Annotated in this window: 14 protein-coding genes; 8 read left to right on the forward strand and 6 right to left on the reverse strand. The window is 64.8% G+C overall.

All coding sequences use genetic code 11. The annotated features are described in order from the left end of the window. Positions 1–28: 28 nt before the first annotated feature. The gene (locus QFZ70_RS12755; RefSeq protein ID WP_307096081.1) at positions 29–853 is read right to left on the reverse strand and encodes an SDR family NAD(P)-dependent oxidoreductase; all 825 of its coding nucleotides are present in this window, start codon (positions 851–853) and stop codon (positions 29–31) included. A gap of 176 nt (positions 854–1,029) precedes the next feature. Between QFZ70_RS12755 and QFZ70_RS12760 the strand changes: the two genes are divergently transcribed. Continuing rightward, a complete protein-coding gene (locus QFZ70_RS12760; protein WP_307096083.1) occupies positions 1,030–1,425 on the forward strand; it encodes a TfoX/Sxy family protein in 396 nt (131 codons plus the stop codon). A gap of 6 nt (positions 1,426–1,431) precedes the next feature. Here QFZ70_RS12760 and QFZ70_RS12765 read toward each other — a convergent pair whose 3' ends face one another. Continuing rightward, positions 1,432–2,082, reverse strand: a complete 651-nt coding sequence (locus tag QFZ70_RS12765) for a LysE family translocator (protein ID WP_307096085.1) — start codon at positions 2,080–2,082, stop codon at positions 1,432–1,434. Positions 2,083–2,232: 150 nt separating this feature from the next. Here QFZ70_RS12765 and QFZ70_RS12770 point away from each other — a divergent pair, with 150 nt between their 5' ends. After that, positions 2,233–3,816, forward strand: a complete 1,584-nt coding sequence (locus QFZ70_RS12770; protein ID WP_307096087.1) for an alkaline phosphatase — start codon at positions 2,233–2,235, stop codon at positions 3,814–3,816. 95 nt (positions 3,817–3,911) lie between these two features. Here QFZ70_RS12770 and QFZ70_RS12775 read toward each other — a convergent pair whose 3' ends face one another. Then, entirely contained in the window at positions 3,912–5,315 is a 1,404-nt protein-coding gene (locus QFZ70_RS12775; RefSeq protein ID WP_307096089.1) for a GntP family permease, read from the reverse strand. A 50-nt stretch (positions 5,316–5,365) separates the two neighbouring features. Then, positions 5,366–5,902: a gluconokinase gene (locus QFZ70_RS12780; RefSeq protein ID WP_307096091.1), complete on the reverse strand. Its 537-nt coding sequence runs from the start codon at positions 5,900–5,902 to the stop codon at positions 5,366–5,368. A gap of 188 nt (positions 5,903–6,090) precedes the next feature. Between QFZ70_RS12780 and QFZ70_RS12785 the strand changes: the two genes are divergently transcribed. Continuing rightward, positions 6,091–6,825, forward strand: a complete 735-nt coding sequence (locus QFZ70_RS12785; RefSeq protein WP_307096093.1) for a FadR/GntR family transcriptional regulator — start codon at positions 6,091–6,093, stop codon at positions 6,823–6,825. Between the two features lie 232 nt (positions 6,826–7,057). Here QFZ70_RS12785 and QFZ70_RS12790 read toward each other — a convergent pair whose 3' ends face one another. Together QFZ70_RS12790 and QFZ70_RS12795 are read right to left on the reverse strand one after the other, a co-directional pair. After that, positions 7,058–7,261, reverse strand: a complete 204-nt coding sequence (locus QFZ70_RS12790) for a cold-shock protein (RefSeq protein WP_066274236.1) — start codon at positions 7,259–7,261, stop codon at positions 7,058–7,060. 215 nt (positions 7,262–7,476) lie between these two features. Continuing rightward, on the reverse strand, positions 7,477–8,292 hold the full coding sequence (locus QFZ70_RS12795; RefSeq protein ID WP_307096095.1) for an alpha/beta fold hydrolase: 816 nt from the start codon (positions 8,290–8,292) through the stop codon (positions 7,477–7,479). A 318-nt stretch (positions 8,293–8,610) separates the two neighbouring features. Here QFZ70_RS12795 and QFZ70_RS12800 point away from each other — a divergent pair, with 318 nt between their 5' ends. The 5 genes from QFZ70_RS12800 (at position 8,611) to QFZ70_RS12820 (ending at position 15,773) form a co-directional block, all read left to right on the forward strand. Further along, a complete protein-coding gene (locus QFZ70_RS12800; RefSeq protein ID WP_307096097.1) occupies positions 8,611–8,895 on the forward strand; it encodes a hypothetical protein in 285 nt (94 codons plus the stop codon). A 102-nt stretch (positions 8,896–8,997) separates the two neighbouring features. Beyond that, positions 8,998–10,440 carry a DUF3375 domain-containing protein gene (locus tag QFZ70_RS12805; protein WP_307096098.1) on the forward strand — a complete coding sequence of 481 codons (1,443 nt, stop codon included), beginning with the start codon at positions 8,998–9,000 and terminating at the stop codon, positions 10,438–10,440. Beyond that, the gene (locus QFZ70_RS12810; protein ID WP_307096099.1) at positions 10,437–11,087 is read left to right on the forward strand and encodes a DUF4194 domain-containing protein; all 651 of its coding nucleotides are present in this window, start codon (positions 10,437–10,439) and stop codon (positions 11,085–11,087) included. The genes QFZ70_RS12805 and QFZ70_RS12810 overlap by 4 nt, the downstream gene beginning before the upstream one ends. Beyond that, on the forward strand, positions 11,084–14,515 hold the full coding sequence (locus QFZ70_RS12815) for an ATP-binding protein (RefSeq protein WP_307096101.1): 3,432 nt from the start codon (positions 11,084–11,086) through the stop codon (positions 14,513–14,515). Before QFZ70_RS12810 ends, QFZ70_RS12815 begins: the two co-directional genes overlap by 4 nt. After that, positions 14,505–15,773, forward strand: a complete 1,269-nt coding sequence (locus QFZ70_RS12820) for a Wadjet anti-phage system protein JetD domain-containing protein (protein ID WP_307096103.1) — start codon at positions 14,505–14,507, stop codon at positions 15,771–15,773. The genes QFZ70_RS12815 and QFZ70_RS12820 overlap by 11 nt, the downstream gene beginning before the upstream one ends. Positions 15,774–15,886: the final 113 nt, after the last annotated feature.

Raw genomic sequence — 15,886 nt, forward strand, 5'->3', positions numbered from 1 at the left:
TAAGTTCCGCATTTCGGTCCGGCCGGAGTCAGGAAGTAGCCTGGACCAGCTCTTCGCTCTTCTCCCACAGCCCGCGCGCCAATTCGACGTCGTACGCCTGCGGGTTGGCCTTGGCCATGGCGCGCTTGGTGTAGAAGGCGCCGGAGAACCAGTCCTTGCCCGGCGTGCCGTTGACGAGCCAGAGCAAGGTGTCGGCGCCCTGGTCCGGGCTGAGCATAAACCGGTTGAGCAGCGTCTTGTACGCGTGCCGGAACGGGCTGGTGGACTCTGCCGCGAAGTTGGTGCGGACCACGCCCGGGTGGAACGCCGCCGTCGTGATGCCCTGGCCCCCGTAGCGGCGGTCCAGCTCGGCGGTGAAGAGGATGTTGGCCAGCTTGCCGGTGCCGTAGGCGCGGGTGGTGGAGTAGCTGCGCTCGGCGGCGAGGTCGGAGAGGTCCAGCTTGCCGAAGCCATTGGCGGCGCTGGACGTGTTGATGACCTTGGCGTTGCTGGCGGTGAGCGTGTCGATCAGCAGAGTTGTAAGCAGGAACGGCGCCAGGTGGTTGATCTGGAACGTGGACTCGTTACCGTCCACAGTCAGGGTGCGCTTGCCCATGATGCCGCCGGCGTTGTTGGCCAGGACGTCGATCCGCGGGTAGTCGGACTTCAGCTGCGCGGCGAGCGTGCGGACCTGCTCGAGCTCCGAGAAGTCGCTGACGAAGTAGTCCACGTTGAGCTCCTTGGCAACGGCCCGGGTCTTCTCTTCGGAACGGCCCACGATCACCACCTGCTCCCCTGCCTTCGCCAGCGTCCGCGCGGCTGCTGCGCCAATGCCGTCGCTGGCGCCGGTGATCACTATGGTGCGAGGAGTCAAGGGATGTCCTTTGGTCGGGGAAAGGTTCGGGGTTCGGATGAAGCGGCCTGCCTTTGGCACAACGACGGCGGAACGCCAGGTGTTCCCTGCCGCACCTGCCTGGGAAGCTGGCCCCTGTACCGCCAGCCTCGGGACGGCATATCCTGCACACACAAGCCAAGCCGGGGAGGAACACCATGGAGATGCCCAAAGCGTCGGACGAGGACAAAGAACGCTTCCGGTCACTGATTCCGGACAGGGCAGAGGTCGCCGTCAAGCCAATGTTCGGGAACCTGGGAGCGTTCGTAAACGGCAATATGTTCGCCGGACTGTTCGGACCGACCATCGGGATCAAGCTGTCCCCGGAGGATCGGGAGGAACTCGAAAGCGGGGAACGGACTGTGCCCTTCGGGCCTGCCGAGCGGCCGATGGGCGGCTACACCGGTTTGCCTGAGATGTGGAACGAGGAAGGCGACGGCGATGACGCGCGGGCGAAAGCCTGGATCCACAAGGCCTTCGAATATGTAGCGACGCTTCCGCCGAAAGAGCCAAAGGAGCCGAAAGTCCCGAATCCCCGGACACCGGGCAAGTAGGAAAAGCTAGTGGGCGGGTTCGAGCGCGAGCTTGAGTCCGAACCCCACGAGGACGGTGCCGGTGATGCTGTCGATGATGCGGATGCTGCGGGTACCCTTGAGCCAGCGGGAGGCGTAGCCGGTGCCGAAGATCAGCAGGGTGAACCACGCCATCGTCAGGATGCAGTGGACGCCTGCCAGCAGAACGCCCACCAGCAGCGGTGACGCGCCTGCCGGGATGAACTGCGGGATGGTGGCGATGTAGAACACGCCCACCTTGGGGTTTAGCAGGTTGGTTCCGGTCCCGGTCAGCCAGCCCTTAAACAGGTCGTCCTTGCCTGCCGCCGGTACCGGCGCCTCGGCTTGGGTGGTGGCCCCATTGCCCTGCCTCAGGCTCTTCCACAGCAGGGACAGCCCCAGCCAGATCATGTAGGCGGCTCCGGCAATGGTCAGGATGCGGTAGGCAAACTCGGAGGCTGCCAGGAGTGCCGACACCCCCACCGCCGCAGCAATTCCCCAGATCATGGCTCCGGTGCTGATCCCAAGAGCAGTGGAGAAGGCGAAACGGCGTGTTTTGGAGAGGGACGAGCGCAGGACAAGGGCGGTGTCCAGTCCCGGAACCAGCGTCAGAAGCCCGGCAACCAGTGCAAACGAAAAAACAGCCTGAGTCAGAGTCATCGTCCAAGGATAGAAGGTAACGGCGCCGGTGGTTGACCCGTCGAAACCCCAGAGCCCACACCAACTCCGCGACTGCTTTTGTCATGGAGTTAACCGCTCATTCACATCCCCCTCAGGACCTGTCCAACCTGCCTCCCTACGGTCGAACGCATGGACAACATCTCACGCAGATCCCTGATTTCCGCCGGCCTTGGGGCTGGACTGGTCGCCGCCCTGCCGGGTGCCGCCGTCGCCATTTCAACAGCGGACGACGCCGGCCTCCGCACCGACCCATTCGGGCTCGGCATCGCCTCCGGGGAGCCGTGGCCCGACGGCTTTGTCATCTGGACCCGCCTCGCTCTGGACCCCCTGGCCGAGGACGGCCTGGGCGGCATGCCCGCGCGCCAGGTCCCCGTGGCCTGGGAAGTAGCCGAGGACGATGGCATGCGCACAGTAGTAGCCCGCGGCGTCGAACACGCCCGGATCGAAACCGCCCACTCCATCCACGTGGAGCTCAAGGGCCTCAAACCGGGCCGCGAGTACTTCTACCGGTTCCGCAGCGGCCGGCACATCAGCCAGGTGGGCCGGACGCTGACCGCTCCGGCACTGCACGAAACCCCGGCGGCGCTGGCCATGGCCTTCGCCAGCTGCTCGCAGTACGAGCACGGCTACTTCACCGCCTACACCCGCCTGGCCCAGGACCACCCGGACCTGGTGCTGCACCTGGGCGACTACCTCTACGAGTACAAGAAGGACAACTACGTGATCGGCGCCGGCAACCCGCGTGACCACCAGGGCCCAGAGACCACCACGCTGCAGGGCTACCGGCAGCGGCACGCCCAGTACAAGTCCGACGCCGACCTGCAGGCTGCGCACGCGATCGCGCCATGGCTGGTGGTGTGGGATGACCACGAGGTGGACAACAACTGGGCGGACGAGGTCCCCGAGAACCGGGACGCGAACCAGCTCAACGACACCACCGAGCGTTTCCGCCAGCGCCGCGCCGCCGCGTTCCAGGCCTACTACGAAAACATGCCGCTGCGTGCGTCCTCCGTGCCGGCCGGGTTCGACATGAAGATCTACCGCGCCATCCAGTGGGGCCAGCTGGCCAACTTCCACATGATGGACACCCGGCAGTACCGCGACGACCAGCTCGCCGGTGACGGCTGGAAGAAAAACGTGGCCGAGCGCCTCGCGGAGAACCGCACCATCACGGGCGCCGAGCAGGAAAAGTGGCTGCTGGACGGGTTCAAGAACTCCACCCAGCGCTGGGACATCCTGGGCCAGCAGGTGTTCTTCGCTGAGCGGGACCGCGCCCGGGCCCTTGAGGTGGACGACGTCTCCATGGACGGCTGGGACGGCTACGCCTCCTCACGCCGCCGCATCACCCAGGGTTGGGTGGACGCGAACGTGCGCAACGCCGTCGTCCTCACCGGCGACGTGCACCGCAACTGGGCCAACGACCTGAAGGTCGACTACAAGGACCCCGCTTCCCCTGTCGTCGGCTCCGAACTTGTCTGCACGTCCATTACGTCCACCGGCAACGGCACGGGCTCCACCACCGATCCCGTCATGGCCTGGAACCCGCACCTGAAGTTCTACAACGATTCCCGCGGCTACGTGAACACGAAGATCACCAAGGACGCGATGACCGCCGACTTCCGCGTGCTGGACCACGTCACCACGCCCGGCTCCCCGGTCAAGACCCTCGCCTCATTCCAAATCCAGGACGGTGTCCCCGGCCTCGTTGGGTGAGCCTGTCGAAACCACGGGTACGACGACGGCGGGGCCGCCAGCATTTCTGCTTGCCGCCCCGCCGTTGTGGTGTCAGCCGTGGCTGGGTTGGGAACCTAGCCCGCCAGCCCGGCGAGCAGGAAGATCACGGCAGCGATGGCAAAACCCATCACACCGATGAGGGTTTCCATCACGGTCCAGGTCTTCAGCGTGGTCTTGACGTCCATGCCGAAGAAACGGCCCACCAGCCAGAAGCCGGAGTCGTTGACGTGGGAGACCACCACGGAGCCGGCGGCCACGGCGATGACCAGCGCGGCAACCTGCATGCCGTTCAGTCCTGCCAGCGCCACGGCCGGGGCGATCAGGCCCGCGGTGGTGGTGAGTGCCACGGTGGCCGAGCCCTGGGCGATGCGGAGGATGGCGGAGATGAGGAACCCGGCCAGGATCAGCGGGATGCCGAGGTTGCCCAGGACGTCGGCGAGTGCGGAGCCGATACCGGAGGTGCGGAGAACCCCGCCGAACATGCCGCCGGCACCGGTGATAAGGATGACGGAGCAAACCGGGCCGAGGGAGGATTCGAGCAGTTTCTCAAGTGCTCCGGCATCCTTGCCGCGCCTGGCGCCCAGGACGAACATGGCCACGATGACGGCGATCAGCAGGGCAACCGGGGTTTCACCGATGGTGCGCAGGATCTGGAACCACTGCTCGCTCTTGACCTCTTCGCTGAGCACGCCGGATGAGGCCAGGGTGTTCAGGCCGGTGTTCATGAAGATCAGGACCAGCGGCAGGAGCAGCAAACCAACGATGGTGCGGAAGCGCGGCGGGTGGGCCTCGGCCTCGGCGCTTGCGTGGCCCAGCAGTTCCGGCACGGGCAGGACCAGCTTCTTGCCGGTGTAAAGGCCGTAGAGGTATGCCGTGACGTACCAGGTGGGAATGGCGGCGATGAGGCCGGCAATCATGACCAGGCCGATGTTGGCGTCAAAGAAGGCCGCGGCGGAGACCGGACCGGGGTGTGGCGGCAGGAAGATGTGCATCACGGAGAATGCACCGGCGGCGGGCAGGCCGTAACGGAGCACTCCCCCGCCCAGGCGGTGGGCCACAGCGAAGACGACGGGCAGCATGACCACGAGTCCGGCGTCGAAGAAGATGGGGAAGCCGAAGATCAGGGAGGCGAGGCCCAAGGCGAACGGGGCGCGCTTTTCGCCGAAGACGCCGATGAGGTAGTCGGCCAGCACCTTCGCACCGCCGCTGGTTTCGACGATGCGGCCGAGCATGGCGCCCAGGCCCACCAGCAGCGCCACCGTGCCCAGGGTTGTGCCGAAGCCGTTGATCAGCACGGGCACCACCTGGTTGGCGGGGATGCCGGTGGCGAAGGCCGTTGCGAGGCTGATGACGATAAGGGCCAGCAGCGCGTGCATCCGAAGCTTGATGATCAGGAACAGCAGGGCGAGGATCGCTGCCGCGGCGATGAGCAGCAGGGGGCCTGCCCCCAACGTTTGGGTCCATCCTTCGATGACCATGGTTCTCCTTTGAAACAGAATTGATGGGGCTTTGGGGAAACAGAAAAGGGTTAGGGTGCCTGGTCGGCGGGGAGCTGAAGCGCGGCGATGATGGTCTTGACCAGCTCTTCCGGGGACTTGGAGATGTCCAGGCGGAGGCTGCCCGCGGCCAGCTCCTCGTCACTCAGCGGTTCGAGCGTGGCCAGCTGGCTGGGAAGAAGCGTGGGCGGCATGAAGTGGCCCTCACGGCCCTGCATGCGCTGGCCGATCAAGTCCGCTTCGCCGTGGAGGTGAAGGAACAGGACCCGGCCCTCGGCCTGGGAGAGCAACTGCCGGTAGCCCTGCTTGAGTGCGGAGCAGGTGAGGACGGTGCTCTCACCGGTCCGGGCCTTGGCGGTCATCCAGCTCTGGATTTCCTGCAGCCAGGGCCAGCGGTCCTCGTCCTGGAGCGGAATGCCCTGGGACATCTTCTGGATGTTGGACTGCGGGTGGAATTCGTCCGCTTCGGCGCACGCCCAGCCAAGCTGCTGGGAGAGGGCTGCCGCAATGGTGGACTTGCCGGAACCGGCAACGCCCATCACCACCAGGTGCGTGGCTGGATACTGCATGTACTACCTCCGAAGAAGACGCCGTTGGCTTAGGAAAGCTGGTCGCGACGTCCCTAGGGAAGTGCGCCGAAAGATAAGGTATCACCATTTGGGTGCATAGATACTATCTTTTGGTGTCACAAGTCATACCTTTGCGCTGTTTGTCGGTAAGCTGGCAGTGCGCGCAGGCGCAGAGGAAGGCAGGAAAGATGTCGACGGCGACACACCAGGACGCGGACAACAGGCACGACGGCGGGGCCTCCCCCGGGATGCAGGGGCGCGTTGTGGAGGCGGTGGGTGTTGCCATCGCTTCCGGGGACCTGCCGCCGGGAAGCCGCCTTACGTTGGAAGGGCTCCAGCAGGAGTACCGGATCTCCCGCACAGTGGCCAGGGACACCATGAAGGTCCTGGAATCAATGAACCTGGTCTACTCGCGCAGGCGGGTGGGCATCGTGGTGCAGGAGCGCCGGTTCTGGAATGTCTTCGATCCCAAGCTGGTGCGCTGGCGGCTCGCCTCGGACCGGCGCGAGATCCAGTACAGCAGCCTCACGGAGCTGCGCATCGCCGTCGAACCTATTGCTGCGGCTGGCGCCGCCCGCCGCGCCAGTGCCGCCGAGCGGGCAAAGCTCACGTCCCTCGCCGCCGACCTTCGGCGCCTGGGTGAGGCCGGAGAGCTGGAGGCGTTCCTGGCGGCGGATATCGAGTTCCACTGCCTGCTGCTGCAGAGCTGCGGCAACGAGATGTTTTTTGCGCTTGAGGGCATGGTGGCAGAGGTGCTGACCAGCCGCACCAAGCAGGGGCTGATGCCGTTCAAGCCGCGCAACGAGGCGTTGCAGGCGCACGAGGATGTTGCCGCTGCTGTGGCCCGCGGGGATGCTGTGGCTGCTGAGGGTGCCATGCACCATATCCTCGACGAGGTGCGGAACGCGATGGGGCTGCACTAAGAGCACGGCTGCTGCCCGGCGGCGGAGGACAGCGGACAAGGACCTCGACGACACGTCTGAGCCTGCCGGACGCCTATTGGTCCTGCTCAACCTGGACGTTCGGGAAGAACTTCACGCCGCCCGCCGGACTGCAGCCTTTATAGCACACCTGGTTTAAACAAAAGCAGGGCCGGTCAGTGACCGGCCCTGCTCTAAAACTTTGAAACCCTAAGGCCCCAGTTTCTCTAAGGTATTAGAGGGACTGGATGTTTACGGCCTGGGGACCCTTGGGGCCCTGCTCGGTTTCGAAGGAGACCTTCTGGTTCTCTTCGAGTGAGCGGAAGCCGGAGGAAGCGATCGCAGAGTAGTGTGCGAAAACGTCCTGTGAGGAGTCATCGGGGGAAATGAAGCCGAAGCCCTTTTCAGCGTTAAACCATTTGACGGTACCAGTAGCCATTATTTTTGTCCTTCGTGAAGGTGGAGGAAAAGTCCCGACTTTCGGGTCCTCCGGTGTGGGGTGTTCAAAACCGCTACTTCAGAAGAACGCGGACTTTCGACCGCGCGTACTGCCTGAACTACCAACTGCATAAACACAACAACAGGATCAACACTACAGCAGATTTCGGACACCAATGACCACACACCGGCAGTGCGTTGCCTCTCCACCTGCACTCAGGCTTGATCGCCGGCCTCCACGCCCTCCCAAAAGGCGCTTACCCGCGCGTTCCACTGCTCGGGGACTTCTTGGAAGGGTTGGTGGCCCTCGCCCTCAAGGACTTCGAATAATGCGCCGGGGATCCGTTCTGCCACTTCGCGGCAAAGTTCGGGTCGGCTGGTCATGTCAATCCCACCGGCGAGGACAAGCGTCGGCACGTTTAGTTGAGGGAGGCGCTCCGACGTATCGTGGCCCATCATGGCGTCGAGGAACGCCTCGACGTCCTCAGTCTTTTGCTTGTGGGGAAATGCCAGCACTTCTTCCATGATTTGATCCACGGTTCCATCGTTGTGGGACCGCGGCGTGTAGATACTGAGGAACAGGCCCTCAAGGAAGGTGCGTTCAGACGGCGCGGCACGCACTAGGGTCCTCATGAACAGCGCCCACGCGCGAAGGTATGGATCCGCGACCGCCCACGTGCTCTGCAGGACCAGGCTTCGAACCATTCGCGGATGCCGCAGTGCGAGTTCCTGGGCGATGATGCTTCCGCCGGAGAATCCGGCCACGTGGGCGGAGCGGATGTTGAGCTCCCGAAGTACTTGCGCGGCGTCATCCGCCATCATTTCAACCGACAGCGGCCCATCGGGCTTCGCGGTCCGGCCCGCTCCGCGGTTGTCGAACGCAGTAAGACAATAGCGATCGGCCAGCCCGTCTAACTGGAACTGCCACGACTCAACCGTGTCGCCGAGCCCTCCGATCAGCAGGACATCCGGCCCTTCGCCCACCTGTTCCGTCCAGATTGCCAGGTCATTAGCCTGCAAGTGCTTTCCCATGGCACGACCCTTCGATAATGCGCCTGATGTTTCTACTGCCGCTGGCTACAGCCGGGATGCTGCCCCTAGATTTCCATCGTCCGCGGCCAAGCTCGTCAGCACAATGACGGTCTTACGAAGCCGTCGACTTCCGCGCCCTCCCCCGGGTTACTTCCGCAGCAAGCACGGCAGAAATTCTGGACGATCTTCGAGGGGATCGGTGATCATCTGTGCGGACACCTCCGCCGTCCTGAAACTGGTGGTGGCAGAAAAAGACTCGGCGAGCGCGGCGAAGTACTTCTCAACGCCTCGGCCCGGGGAGACAATCTAGTTGCTTCGATGCTCCTTTACACCGAGTTGCACTGTGCAGGGCACCAGCGCGGAATCCCTGGCTATCTGGTGAATGAGGTCCTGGGCGGATTCAACCTCATGGACGTGTCGGGATCGGACTTTATGTACGCGGCGGCGATGCCGGGCGGGCTGCGCAGTGCTGACGCCATCCATTTGGCCGCGGCCACCCGGGTACAGGCCGACGTCCTGGTCGCCTACGACGCCGAGCTCCTCACTGCAGCTGTTGAGGCTGGCCTGAGCGTGGAGTCGCCAGCTTCCGGCGCCGGAACGTAATGCGGCGGACACCCTCTCTGCTCCTCGAAATTTGTCGGAGGCGGCGTGTAACTTAGGCCTAACCCGTCATCCACACGCCCTGCTCTCCGTCCCGAGGACGCCATGGACTACTACGCAATCAACACCCTGCGTGAAAACCACGCGGGCTGGTCCCTGCTCCGCGCGCAGAACGCCCCGCTGGCGCTCTCCTTCTTTATGAAGGCGTTCACCGGCCCCAACCAGCGGGACATCGGCCGGCAGGAGCTCATCGACCACCTTGATGACGTCCTGTTCGGCCTCCGGGACGTCTACGGGGAGGACAGGTTTCCGCGCCCGGCCGGTGAGTACCTGGATGACTGGGCGGCCCCGGAAAAGGCCTGGCTGCGCAAGTACTACGTACCCGGCCAGGACGAGCCTCACTACGACCTCACCCCCGCAGCCGAGGACGTGGTCCATTGGGTGGACAACCTGCGCGGCAGGGACTTTGTCGCCACCCAGTCCCGGCTGACCAGCATTTTCGCCGTCCTGAAGGCCTTGGTCCAGCAGTCCGAAACCGATCCAGAGGTCAGGCTGGCCGAGCTGCAGCGGCAGCGGGACGGCATCGACGCCGAGATGGAGCGGATCAGGAACGGCAACATCAAGGTCATGACTGCCCCTGAAGCGCTGGACCACTTCCAGCAGCTGACCACTCTCGCCAAGGACCTCCTGGCGGACTTCCGCGAGGTCGAACAGAACTTCCGGAAGCTGGACCGCCAGGTGCGGGAACAGATCGCCACCTGGGACGGCACCCAGGGCGAACTCCTGGAGAGCATCTTCGCCAACCAGCAGGGCATTAGCAGTTCCCTCCAAGGCCGCACCTTCCAAGGGTTCTGGGACTATCTGATGTCTCCGCAGCTGCGCACGGAGCTGCAGGACCTGCTGCAGCGGGCCACCGAAATCGAGGCCCTGTCCGGGGTGGAGGACCTGCAGTCCGTCACAAGGCTGCACCAGGACTGGCTGCCCGCCGTCGACCAGACGCAGGCCACGGTCCGCCAACTCTCGGAGCAGATGCGCCGGCTGCTGGACGACAAGGTCTTTTTGGAAAACAAGCGCATCATGCGGCTTATCCGCAGCATCGAGTCAGGCGCCCTGGGCACCCGGGAGGCGCCGCCGTCGGGCGCGTTTATGGACATTGCCGCACAGTCGGTGGACGTCGCGCTGCCCTTCGAGCGGCCCCTCTACGAGCCCAGCCGGAAAGTGATGATTGACGACGCCGTGGTGGCCGCCGACGATGCGGACGTGGACGCGGGTGCCCTGTTCAGCCAGTTCCACGTGAACAAGGAGCGCCTGCAAGCCAACGTGGACGCGGTCCTGGCGGACGCCGAACAGGCCACCCTCGTCGAAGTCACGCAGGCACATCCCCTTCAGCAGGGGCTGGCCGAAATCGTCGCCTACTACCAGCTGGCCAGCGAATCCGAGTGGGCCAGCATCCGCGACGACATCCCCCAGCAACTGCAGTGGCAACTCCCCGACGGCAGCATCCGTGAAGCGACCATCGACCAGATCATTTTTGTGAGGCCAGCATGAACCCCAGCGAAACGATGGAAACCGCCGCCCGCACGCCCGAGGAACTTCCCGGCGTCGTCACCCGCCTGTTCCGGGGCGTGCTTTACGCCGAGTCGGACGAGAAGGTGTGGCAGTCGCTGATCGTCCTCGAATCGCAGGCCAGGGACTATGTGGCGGTGCTGGGACTGGACCTGATCCTGGACGAGTCCGAGGGTTATGCGTTCCTCCGCTCCAGGGAGGACCCGGAGGGCAACCTTCCCCGCCTCATCCCCCGCCGCCGGCTCACCTTCGACGTCAGCCTTCTGCTGGCCCTGCTGCGCGGCCGGATGCTCGAGTTCGATACCAACAGCAGCGAGCTCCGCCTCATCATGACCGAGGAGGAAATTATGGACATGGTGGCCGTTTTCCTGCCCGAGTCCAGCAACCAGGCGCGCATTCTGGACAGGCTCGGTGCCAACATCAAGAAGGTGGTGGAGCTGGGCTTCCTACGCAAGCTCCGCGGCCAGGACGGCACCTACGAGGTGGCCAGGATCCTGAAGGCGTACGTTGATGCCCAGTGGCTGGAGGAGTTCGACGCGCGGCTGGCGGACTACCGCGCGTCGCTGGACGGGTCCCCAAGCGGACCGGCGGAAACCCGTGACGGCACCACCGAAGGGGAGCTCCCGTGACAGCAGACCTGCAGGACAGCCTGTTCAGCCTCGAGGACCCGGCAGAGGCACAGGAAGAGGGCAGAACGGACGACGCCGGCACTCCCCCGGGCTACCGGCTGCACCGTCTGGAGCTGCTCAACTGGGGCACGTTCCACCAAGGCGTGCGCACATTCCGCCTGGACGGGGCGAACAGCCTCCTGACCGGCGACATCGGCTCGGGCAAGTCAACGGTGGTGGACGCCATCACCACCCTCCTGCTGCCGGCCAACAAGATCGAGTACAACAAGGCCGCGGGCGCGCAGAAAAAGGAACGCACGCTGATGTCCTACGTGCGCGGCTACCACAAGAGCACCCGCAGCACCGGCGGGGAGAACTCCAAACCGGTATCGCTGCGCGGCACGGGAACACTCACTGTGGTGCTCGCCGTATTCCACAACGCCGTGCTGGAGAAGTCGGTCACGCTGGCCGTCACGCTGTGGGCGGTCCAGGAGGCGGGGCAGCCCAACCGGTTCTACTCCCTCGCGGAAACGGACCAGACCATCGCGGAAGACTTCGCCAACTTCGGCCAGGACCCGTTCAAGCTGAAGAAAAAGCTCAAGGCAGCCGGCGCCACCGTGCACGACACCTTCGAACCCTACGCGGCAGCGTTTAAACGTCAGTTCGGCATCAGCGGGAACCAGGCCATGGAGCTGTTCCACCGGACGGTGTCCATGAAGCAGGTGGAGAACATCACCTCGTTCGTGCGGACCAACATGCTGGACGAAGACGACGTGGAAAGCCGGATCGGCAAGCTGATCAGCCACTTCGACGACCTCAAAAAGGCCCACGGCGCCGTGCTGCGGGCCAAGGACCAGATCACCCTGTTAGCGCCCATTCGCGAGGGCGCCGCCAAACACGCCAAGCTAACGCTTGAGGACAAGGAGGCCAGGGCGCAGCGGGACCAGCTGCACCCCTGGTTCACCAACCAGCGGCTGATCCTGAGCCTGGAACACGCAGCCGAACTGGAGAGCACGGGACAACGGCTCCGCGAGGACAACACCACCGTCACCACCCGCATCAGCGAACTCCGGCACGAGTTGAACGCCGTGGCCGAGGACATCCGCTCCAACGGCGGCGGCCGGCTCGCTGCCATCGACGCGGACACCACCCGGCTGGAACACGAAGCGGCAGCACAGCGGACCCGTTACCAGACCTACTCCCTGGCCGCCGCAGGGCTGGGTCTGCGGGCACCGGAGGATAGGGTGCTGTTCGATGCCAACCGTGCCGGCCTGCCCGCCGTCGAATCCCGGCTCGCGGAGCAGAACTGTGACCTTCAGGAACAGCGCACCGAACTGACCATGACGCGCACGGTCCTCAACGAACGTGCCGCAGATATCAAAGCCGAGCTGACCAGCCTTCAGTCCCGCCGGAACCTGCTGCCGCTTGACCAGGTGGGCATCCGGCGTCGGCTGTGTGAAGGAACCAGGGTGCCGGAAAAGGCGCTGCCGTTCGTTGGCGAACTGCTGCGCGTCCGCGACGGCGAGGCCGCGTGGGAGGGTGCTGCCGAGCGGACCCTCCGGGGTTTTGCGTTGTCCCTGCTGGTGCCGTCGGAACACTATGCGGCGGTGAGCAGCTGGGTTGACTCGAACAACCTCAGGGGCAAACTTGTCTATCAGAAGGTGGGCGAGGCGCACTCTGCGAGGGCGGCGGATCCCGGGACCCTCGCCGCCAAGATCGCCATTAAGCAGGGCACGCCTTTCCGCGACTTTCTGCTCGAAGAGCTGGCCGGCCGCTTCGACTACGTCTGCTGTGACACGCTGGTGGACTTCCGCCGCTTCCCGAAGGCAGTCACCGCCAACGGCCAGCTCAAGGGCGGCCGCGGCCGGCACGAGAAGGATGACCGCAAGGACATCATGGACCGGCGGAACTACGTGCTGGGCTGGGACAACCAGGATAAGGTCAACCGGTTCCTCACCGAGCTGGACGAAGCGAAGAGCCAGCTCCAGGTGGTTGGGACACAGCTGGCCAAGGTGGACGGGCAGCTGGGCGACCTTGGCCGGAGGAACCAGCAGCTGGGAACCGTGCGGTCCGTGGCGGACTTCGGCGAGCTCAGCTGGGAGCTTACTGCCCGGCGGATCGAGGAGCTCAAGGCGGAGCGGCGGGCGCTGGAATCGGCCAGTAATATCCTGCAGGAGCTGGCAGTCCGGGAGGCTGCCCTGAAGTCTGACCTGCGGCGTTTTGAAGAGCGGGCCAACAAGATCCAGCAGCGGCTGGGCGCCAACGAAAAGGACGCCGAGAACCTTGCGGAGGCCATCGCGGAGTGCCGCGGGGTGCTCGCAGAGGAGCCGTTGACGGACGACGGCGGGCTGCTGGCCTCGGTCGCCGGACTCGCCGCCGGGGCGCCCGGGGAGAAGGTCCTTACGTACAAAAACACGGTTGCCGTGGAGAGCGCGGTGCGGCAGGAGCTGACGAAGGCGATCGACGCGCTGTCCAAGCGGCTGGCGACCGCGGAGGCGGGTACGGTGCGGCTGATGGCCGATTTCCGCCACAAGTACCCGAATGAAACCACGGAGATCGACGCGTCGCTGGATGCCGCCGCCGACTATGAACGGCTGCTGGAGCAGCTGGAGAAGAACGACCTGCCCAAGTTCGAGGCGCATTTCAAGGAATCCCTGAACCAGAACACCATCAACGAGGTGGTAGCGTTCAACGCGTTTTTGGACAGCCGGCGGCAGGACATCGTGGGCCGGATTAACAAGATCAATGAGTCGCTGGCCACCATCGAATACAACCGCGGGCGGCACATCCAGCTGGAGCACCAGAACAGCACGGACCTGGACGTGCGCCAGTTCGGGACGGACCTGCGGGCCTGCTCCGAGGGAACCATCGGGGACGGGGACCAGTACTCCGAGCAAAAGTATCTGCAGGTGGAGCGGCTGATCGAACGGTTCCGCGGTCGCGAGGGATTCACCGCCCTGGATGAGCGGTGGACCGCGAAGGTGACGGACGTCCGGAACTGGTTCACCTTCTCCGCCTCGGAAAAGTGGACAGAGACCGGCGACGAGTTCGAGCACTTCACTGATTCCGGCGGCAAGTCCGGCGGGCAGAAAGAGAAGCTGGCGTACACAATCCTTGCTGCGGCGCTGGCGTTCCAGTTCGGCCTCGGCGCCGGCCAGGGTGCTTCCACCGGTGCCGCCAGGAGTGCGGGCAAGGGCCGCAGCTTCCGGTTCGTGGTGATCGATGAGGCCTTTGGCCGCGGATCGGACGAGTCTGCGCGGTACGGCCTGGAGCTGTTCCAGCGGATGAAGCTGCAGTTGCTGATTGTCACACCCCTGCAGAAGATCCACGTGATCGAGCCGTTTGTGGCACACGTGGGCTTCGTGGCCAACACCAACGGCAACGATTCCCAGCTGCGGAACATGACCATCCAGGAGTACCGCGACGAACGGGACCGGCGTGCCGGCTGACCGTGCGGCCGGCACAGCCCAGGGCTGGACAACGCTGGCGGACCTTCGCGCCCTGTCGCTGAAGGCGTGGAACAGCGGCGCGCCGCTGCGTGAGCTGCTGGATCCCACCGGCCTGTACCCCCGCCGTCGCGCATTGAAGCGTCCGACGGCGGCAGCGCTGCTGCGCGATTATGCGGCAGCCCGGGCGTGGGCAGCTGAGCTGACGGCCGCCGTTGGGCCCTTCAGTTTGGAGACCGCCGAGGTGGGCCGCACGACGATCGGTTCCAACCAGTTGCCGGCGGCGGCTGTGTTTGCTTCCGCCGACGATGAGATCGCGTTTGCCGGCAAGTCCAGGGAGGCCGCACAGTTCACCGAACTTGCCGACGGACTGACGGGCTTGGACCCCTGCTTCCGCAGGTGGGCGCTGCGGCGGCCGCTGAAGCTGGTGGATCTTGGGGCCAGTGCCCTCACTGCAGCCCGCGTTGCCTTGTGGCTTCGGGACCACCAGGAGCCCGGCGTCTACGTCCGCCAGCTGAGCCTGGACGGTGTGCACACCAAGTTCATCGAATCCCACCGCAAGGTGATCGATGAGCTGTTGGAGGCTCTGACTGCAGAGGGCGCTTTTGAGGATGCGGACGATGCCGCCGACAAGCAGTCGGCTGATGTCCCGGCCGCGCCCGACTCCCTGCTGGGACAGCCCGCTGCCCGGACGCCTGCTGGCCGGTTCGCGGCGAGGCACGGCTTCCTGCACCCTCCCGAACTGGTGAGGTTCCGTTCCCTGGATCCCGGCCTGCCGCTGCTGGGCGAAGCACGGGACGTGACCGTGACCGCTGACGCGTTCAGCACCCTGAGCCTGCCAGTCACCCGGGTGCTGATGACGGAGAACCTGGTGAACTTCCTGGCCCTCCCCGAGCGTGCCGATACTGTGGCCATCTACGGCGCTGGTTATGGCTTCTCATCGCTGCGGGACGCTGGCTGGCTGCAGGACTGCGAGGTCCTCTACTGGGGCGATTTGGACACGCACGGCTTCCGAATTCTTGACCAGCTCCGGGCAGTTCATCCGCACGTGGGAAGCGTGCTGATGGATGAAGCCACATTGCTGGCCCACCGGGAGGTGTGGGGCTCGGAGCCGTCTCCGTCCAAGGCTGCGCTTTCAAGGCTGACTCTTGAAGAGACCAAGCTCTACGACGCCCTCCGCCATGACGGGTACGGAACCTCGGTCCGGCTGGAACAGGAGCTGGTCCGCTGGGACTGGGCTCTCGAGCGGCTCGGCGGCTGAGCGTCGATGCGGTGCCGAGCCACACGATCCCTGACGCTCACAGCCATGTTACAAGTACCGGTCCTTACCGGTGTCCGCAAAGGCACAAATGCAAGGCAACTCCCTGGAAAAGC

Origin of the sequence: Arthrobacter sp. V1I9, from assembly GCF_030817075.1 — a bacterium.
GTDB lineage: Bacteria > Actinomycetota > Actinomycetes > Actinomycetales > Micrococcaceae > Arthrobacter.